The organism is Actinosynnema sp. NPDC020468 (genome assembly GCF_040642015.1).
In the GTDB taxonomy this organism is placed as follows: domain Bacteria; phylum Actinomycetota; class Actinomycetes; order Mycobacteriales; family Pseudonocardiaceae; genus Actinosynnema.
Window position 1 is genome coordinate 31,166 of sequence record NZ_JBFAEO010000010.1, and the last position, 7,630, is coordinate 38,795.

The 7,630-nt window shown below is 73.6% G+C and carries 1 protein-coding gene; it reads left to right on the forward strand.

Features of this window, described 5'->3' with window-relative positions; all coding sequences use genetic code 11:
• Nucleotides 1-13: 13 nt before the first annotated feature.
• Nucleotides 14-7,630 carry an amino acid adenylation domain-containing protein gene (locus tag AB0G50_RS10200; RefSeq protein ID WP_360105055.1) on the forward strand — a complete coding sequence of 2,539 codons (7,617 nt, stop codon included), beginning with the start codon at nucleotides 14-16 and terminating at the stop codon, nucleotides 7,628-7,630.

Sequence of the window (7,630 nt, forward strand, 5' to 3'; positions counted from 1 at the left end):
GGCTCCTGTCGTGATGACGCACGCCCTCGACCTGCCCGCCCTGGTGGCGGATCGGGCGCGCCGCACACCCGGCGCGCCCGCGATCGTGTCGGCCGACGAAGTGGTCGACTTCCGGGAACTCGACGCCCGCGCGAACCGGCTCGCGCACCTGCTGATCGCCCGGGGTGCGCGCCGGGAGCGGATCGTCGCGCTGACCATGCCGCGCTCGGTCGACATCGTGGTGGCGCGGCTGGCCGTGCTGCGGACGGGCGCGGCCTACCTGCCGGTCGACCCGGCGTACCCGGCCGAGCGCGTCGCGTTCATGCTCGCCGACGCCGAGCCGCTGCTGGTGCTCGACGCCACACCGGACACCTCCGGGTTCCCGGACACCGCGCCGGAGGTGGAGATCCACCCCGACGACCCCGCGTACGTGATCTACACCTCGGGGTCGACCGGGAAGCCGAAGGGCGTGGTCGTCACCCACCGCGGGCTGCCCGCGTTCTCCGCCGCCGAGATCGCGCACTTCGACGTGCGCGAGGGCGACCGCGTGCTCCAGTTCTCCTCGCCCAGCTTCGACGCCTCGGTGCTGGAGCTGTGCATGGCCCTGCCGGCCGGCGCGGCGCTGGTCGTGCCGCCGCCCGGCCCGCTGCTGGGCGAGCAGTTGGCCGAGGTGCTGGAGCGGCACGGGGTCACCCACGCGCTGATCCCGCCGGTCGCGCTGGCCACCGTGCCACCGCGCCCGCTGCCGGCCTTCCGCACGCTGATCGTGGGCGGCGACGCGTGCCCGCCGGACCTGGTGGCGACCTGGGCGCCCGGCCGGCGGATGATCAACGCCTACGGCCCGACCGAGTCCACTGTGGTCACCAGCTGGAGCGGTCCGCTGGAACCCGGCGGCACGCCGCCCATCGGCGAGCCCATCCCGGGCACCGAGGTCCGCGTCCTGGACGACGACCTCGCGCCCGCGACGCAGGGCGAGCTGTACGTCACGGGCGTCGGCTTGGCGCGCGGGTACCTGCGCCGGCCGGGGTTGACCGCGCAGCGGTTCGTCGCCGACCCGTTCGGCGCGCCCGGCGCGCGGATGTACCGGACCGGCGACGTGGTGCGGGTGCGCGACGACGGTCAGCTGGAGTTCGTCGGCCGGGCCGACCACCAGGTCAAGATCCGCGGGTTCCGGGTCGAGCCGGGCGAGGTCGAGGCGCTGCTGCTGGAGCACCCGGCGGTGGAGCAGGCGGTCGTGGTGGCGCGGGACGAGCCGAAGCGGCTGGTGGCCTACGTGGTGGGCGACGTGTCCGGGTTGCGCGAGCACCTGTCCGCGCGCGTGCCGAACTACCTGGTGCCCGCCGCGTTCGTGGCGCTGACCGAGTTCCCGTTGAGCCCCAACGGGAAGCTCGACCGGGCGAAGCTGCCCGCGCCGGTGGTGGGCGAGGTGCCCGAGGGGTACGTGGCACCGCGCACGGACGCGGAGCGGCGGGTCGCGTCGGTGTGGTCGGAGGTGCTGGGCGTGCCGATCGTCGGCGCGCACGACGACTTCTTCGCGCTGGGCGGTGACTCGGTCCTCGCGGTGCGGGCGCTGTCCCGGCTCGGCGGACTGCCGGTGGGCGCCCTGTTCGAGGCGCGCACGGTCGCCGCGCTCGCCGTCGAGGTGCCCGAGGCGACCGTGGCGCCACTGCCCCGCGCGCCGCGCGACGAGGCACTGCCGCTGTCCCGGGCGCAGCGCAGGCTGTTCTCGCTGGACGGCACCAACGAGCAGAACACCGGCTTCGGCCTGCGGTTGACCGGTGCGCTGGACGTGCCGAGGTTGCGCGCCGCGCTGGACGCCCTGGCCCGCAGACACGACGCGTTGCGCACCACGTTCGACGTGGTCGACGGCCGGCCGGTGCAGGTGGTGTCACCGGTCGGCTCGATACCGCTGACCGTCGGCGCGGACGTCGAGGACGCGCTGGCCCGCCCGTTCGACCTGCGGCACGGTCCGCTGACCAGGGCGCTGCTGGTGCCGCTGGCCGACGAGGACCACGTGCTCGTGGTGGCGCAGCACCACATCGTCACCGACGGCTGGTCGGTGGCGGTGCTGGTCGAGGAACTGGCCGCGCTGTACGCGGGCGTGCGGCCGGACGAGCCGGCCGTGCAGTACCCGGACTTCGCCGTGTGGGACGCGGCGCGCGAGGTCGACGGCCTGGCGTACTGGCGCGAGCGGCTGCGCGGCGTCGAGGCGCTGGACCTGCCGACCGACCACCCCCGGCCGCCGTTGCGCACCACGAACGGCGCCGTGCTGCGGCGCCCGCTGCCGGCGGACCTGGTGACCCGGCTGACCGACGTGGGCCGCGCGCACGACTCGACCTTGTTCATGACGCTCACCGCGGCGGTGCAGGTGCTGCTGTCGGCGCGCAGCCGGCAGCGCGACATCGCGGTCGGCGCGGTCGGCGCGGGTCGGGACCGGCTGGACCTGGAGCGCGCGGTCGGGTTCTTCGTGCGCACGCTGGTGCTGCGCTCGTGGGTGGACCCGGACCTGCCGTTCACCGCGTTCCTGGACCAGGTGCGGGCGACGACGCTGGAGGCGTTCGCGCACGACGACGTGCCGTTCGACCGGATCGTGGCGGACCTGCGGCCGGCTCCGGACCCGAGCCGGACCCCGCTGGTGCAGGCCGCGGTCGCGGTGCAGCAGCCGCTGGTGCGCGACCAGCGGTTCGGCGACCTGACCGTGCGCGAGCACGACCTGCCGCGCCCCAACGCCCGGTTCGACCTGGTGGTGGAGTTCCGGCCGCGCGAGGACGACCTCGTGCTGACCGTCGAGTACAACACCGACCTGTTCGAGCCGGCGACCGTCGACGGGCTGGCCGACGACCTGACCGCGGTGCTCACGGGCATCGTGGCCGACCCCGACCGGCCGTTGCGCGGGTTGGTGGAACTGGACTTCCCTCCCGACGACGTGGTGCGGGTGCGCGGACTGCCGGTGGACCTCGCGGGCGTCGAGGCCGCGCTGCGCCGCCACCACGAGGTGCGCGACGCGGTCGTGGTGGCCGACGGCGCCCGGCTGGTCGCCTACGTCGAGCCGGCCGCGGACCCGGCGGCGCTGACCGGGTTCCTGGAGCAGGTGCTGCCCGCGCACAGCGTGCCGACCGCCTACGTCGGCGTGGCCTCGCTGGACCGGGACGCGCTGCCCGTGCCGCCGCCCGAGCCGACCGCGCGCTACGTCGCGCCGCGCACGCCCGTGGAGGCCGTGCTGGCGACCGCGTTCGCCGAGGTGCTCGGCGCGCGGCGGGTCGGCGTGCGGGACAACTTCTTCGCGCTGGGCGGCGATTCCATCCTGGGCATCCAGGTGGTGACCAGGGCCCGGCAGGCCGGGCTGGTGCTGACCTCGCGGGACATCTTCGCCCACCAGACGATCGCCGCGCTCGCGCCGCACGTGACCCGGGAGGGCCCGGCCGCGAGCGAGCAGGGCGAGGTGACCGGCTCCGCGCCGCTGACCCCGATCCAGCGCTGGTTCCTCGACCGGCACACGGTCGCGCCGGAGCACTTCGACCAGTCGCTGGTGGTGCCCTTCGAGGAGGACGTGGACCGGGCCGCGCTGGGCGTCGCGCTGGACGCGCTGGTGCGCCACCACGACGCGCTGCGGATGCGCTTCTCCGCCACCGGGCAGGACAACGCGCCGCACCAGGCGGTGGACCTGTTGGCGCACCAGGACTTCGACCTCGCCTCCGGGCCGCTGCTGCGGGCCGAGCTGCTCGACCCGCGCCGGGTTCTGCTGGTGGCGCACCACCTCGTGGTCGACGGCGTGTCGTGGCGGGTGCTCGGCGAGGACCTGGCGACCGCGTACCGGCAGGCCCGCGCCGGCACCACCGTCCACATCGGACGCAAGACCACCTCGTTCCGGGACTGGGCGCGACGGCTCGCGGGCCACGACTTCGCCGACGAGCGCGAGCACTGGTCGGCGGTGCGCGGCGACGCCTCCGTGCCGCGCGACCGGGAGGGCCCGAACAACGCCGGGTCCGAGCGGGTCGTGACGGTCACGCTGTCGCCCGCCGACACCGGGGCGCTGCTGCGCGACGTGCCGGGCGTGTACCGGACGCAGGTCAACGACGTGCTGCTGACCGCGCTGGGTCGGGTGCTCGCCGACTGGACCGGCCGGGACCGGGTGCTGCTCGACCTGGAGGGCCACGGACGCGAGGAGCTGTTCGCCGACGTCGACCTGTCCCGCACGGTCGGCTGGTTCACCACGATGTTCCCGGTGGCGCTGGACCTGCCCGACGGCGACTGGGGCGAGGCGCTCAAGGCGGTCAAGGAACGGCTGCGCGCGGTGCCGCGCAAGGGGATCGGCTACGGCGTGCTGCGCCGGCTGCGCGGGTTCGACCACGCGGTGGACCCGGACGTCGGCTTCAACTACCTGGGCCGGTTCACCGCCGACCAGCGCGACCTCGACCTGTCCGCCGACCCGGACTCGCCGCGCCCGCACCTGCTGGACGTGGTCGGCCGGGTGCAGGACGACCGGTTGGAGTTCGGCTTCCACTACTCGGAGCACGCGCACGACGAGGTCACCGTGGCCACGCTGGCGTCGGCGTTCGCGGACGCGCTGCGCGGGATCGTCGCGCACTGCGCCGCGCCGGAGGCCGGTGGCCGCACCCCGTCGGACTTCCCGCTCGCGCGGCTCACCCAGCAGCAGGTCGACCGGATCACCGGCGAGGACGCCTACCCGCTGACCCCGATGCAGGCGGGCATGGTGTTCCACGGCCTCGGCCGGCGCGGCGTCTACTTCCAGCAGACCACGTTCGCGGTCGACGGCGTGACCGACTCCGCCGCGTTCGCCCGGGACTGGCAGCGGGTGGTGGACCGGACGCCGGTGCTGCGCTCGTCGGTGCTGTGGGAGGACGTGCCGGAGCCGTTGCAGGTCGTGCACGCGACCGCGACGGTGCCGTTCACCTTCCTGGACTGGAGCGGGTTCGACGAGGCGGGCCAGGCCGCGCGGTTGGAGGAGCTGCTCGCGCGGGACCGGGAGGAGGGGCTCGACCTGTCCGTCGCGCCGCTGATGCGCGTGGCGATCGCCCGGCTCTCGCCGACCTCGGTGCGGGTGCTGTGGACGTTCCACCACGTGCTGCTGGACGGCTGGAGCGTGTTCCAGGTGCTGTCGGACGTGCTGGCGCCCGACCGCGCGCCCGAGCGACCGCCGTTCCGGGACTACGTGGCGTGGTTGGGCCGGCAGGACGAGGCCGCCGCCGAGGAGCACTGGCGCGGCGTGCTCGGCGACTTCGCGGAACCGACACCGCTGCCGCTGGACCGGTCGGGCGACCTGGGCGCGGCCACGTCGTCGGCCCGGCTGTCGGTCGACCTGGACGAGGAGACCTCGACGCGGCTCTACGAGTTCGCCCGCGCGCACCGGCTCACGCCGAGCGCGATCGTGCAGGGCGCCTGGGCGCTGCTGCTGGGTCGCACCTCCGGGCAGCGCGACGTGTGCTTCGGCGCGACGGTGTCCGGCCGGCCCGCCGACCTGCCGGGCGTGGACGCGATCACCGGCATCTTCATCAACACGCTGCCGGTGCGGGTCCGGTTGGACGCCGACACCCCGGTCGCGCAGTGGCTGCGCGGGTCGCAGGCCGCCCAGGCCGAGTCGCGGCGGTTCGAGCACGTGCCGCTGACCAGGCTCCAGGCGTGGAGCGGGGTCGAGCCCGGCACGAACCTGTTCGACAGCGTGGTGGTGTTCGAGAACTACCCGGCCGACGACCTGGGCGTGCGCGAACTGGGGGCCGTGGAGACCACGAGCTTCCCGCTCAGCGCGACCGTCTACCCGTCGACCCGGCTGGGCGTCGTGCTGGGATACGAGCCGGCGCTGTTCGACGCCGCGACGGTGGCGCGCCTCGGCGACCGGCTGACCGCGCTGCTCGAAGGTCTGATCGAGGACCCGGACCGGGCGGTCGGCGACGTGCCGTGGCTGTCGGCGGCCGAACGCCGGCAGGTGCTGGTGGAGTGGAACGGCCGCGGCGGCGACCTGCCCGTCACGACCATCCCGGAGCGGTTCGCCGCCCAGGCCGCGCGCACCCCGGACGCGATCGCCGTCACCCACCTGGACGAGCACCTGACCTACCGGGAGTTGGACGAACGGGCCAACCGGCTCGCCCACCACCTGATCGGGCTCGGCGCCGGTCCCGAGAAGCTGGTCGCGTTGAAGTTTCCCCGCTCGCTCGACCTCGTGGTCGCCGTGCTGGGCGTGCTGAAGTCCGGCGCGGCGTACCTCCCGATCGACCCCGACTATCCCGAGGACCGCGTCAGGGGCACCGTCGAGGACGCCCGACCGGTGGCCGTTCTCGATTCCTTGCCGGACATTCCGGAACTACCCGGTTCACACCCCGACTTGATGCTCCATCCGGACCAACCCGCATATGTGATCTACACCTCAGGGTCGACTGGTAAACCCAAGGGTGTCGTCGTGCCGCATTCCAACGTGATCCGACTGCTGGACGCGACGGCGGACCGGTTCGGATTCGGACCGGACGACGTGTGGACGCTGTTCCACTCCTACGCGTTCGACTTCTCGGTGTGGGAGCTGTGGGGCCCGCTGCTGCACGGCGGCCGACTCGTCGTGGTGCCGCACGACGTGTCGCGCTCGCCCGCCGACTTCGCCCGGCTGGTCCGCGACGAGGGCGTCACGGTGCTCAACCAGACGCCCTCGGCGTTCTACCAACTGCTCGCCGAGCCGATCTCCGTGCGCTACGTGATCTTCGGCGGGGAGGCCCTGGACCAGGCACGACTCGCCGCGTGGGCGGGTCGCGGCGAGCTGGTGAACATGTACGGGATCACCGAGACGACGGTCCACGTCACGCACACGACGGCCGACGGCTCGATCGGCGTGCCGATCGACGACCTCCGGGTGTACGTGCTCGACGACGACTTGCGCCCGGTGCCGCCCGGTGTGGTCGGCGAGATGTACGTGGCGGGCGCCGGCCTGGCCCGCGGCTACCTCGGCCGGCCGGGGCTGACCGCCTCGCGATTCCTCGCGAATCCGTTCGCGGAAAGCGGCGCGCGAATGTACCGGACCGGCGACCTGGCGAAGTGGGAGGCCGGACGGCTGTATTACTTCGGCCGTTCGGACCACCAGGTCAAGGTGCGCGGGTATCGAATCGAACTCGGTGAGGTCGAATCCGCGATGCACGCGCATCCGTCGCTTGCAGACGTCGTTGTACTGCTACACGAGCAACGTCTGGTCGCGTACTACGTCCCGAAGCACCACGTCTCCGTTTCGGAACTCCGCGACCACGTGGCCAAGGTCCTGCCCGACCACATGGTCCCGACCGCGTTCGTCGCCCTGGAGAGGCTGCCGTTGAACGCCAACGGCAAGCTGGACCGCATCGCGCTCCCCGCGCCCGAGCGCGATGCGGTCACTTCAGCGGAGTACGTCGAACCCCGCACCGAGACCGAGCAGGCGATCGCCGCGATCTGGGCCGACGTGCTCGACGTCGACCGGGTCGGCGTGACGGACAGCTTCTTCGCCCTCGGTGGCGACTCCATCCGCAGCCTGCACATCACGTCCCGGACGAAGGCGGCGTTCGACGTCGACCTCTCGCCGCGCGACGTCCTCACCGCCCGCACCGTGTCCTCGCTGGCCGACCTGGTCGAAGACCGGGTGCTCGCGGAACTCGAAGCCCTCGCCGACCGGGAAGCGTGA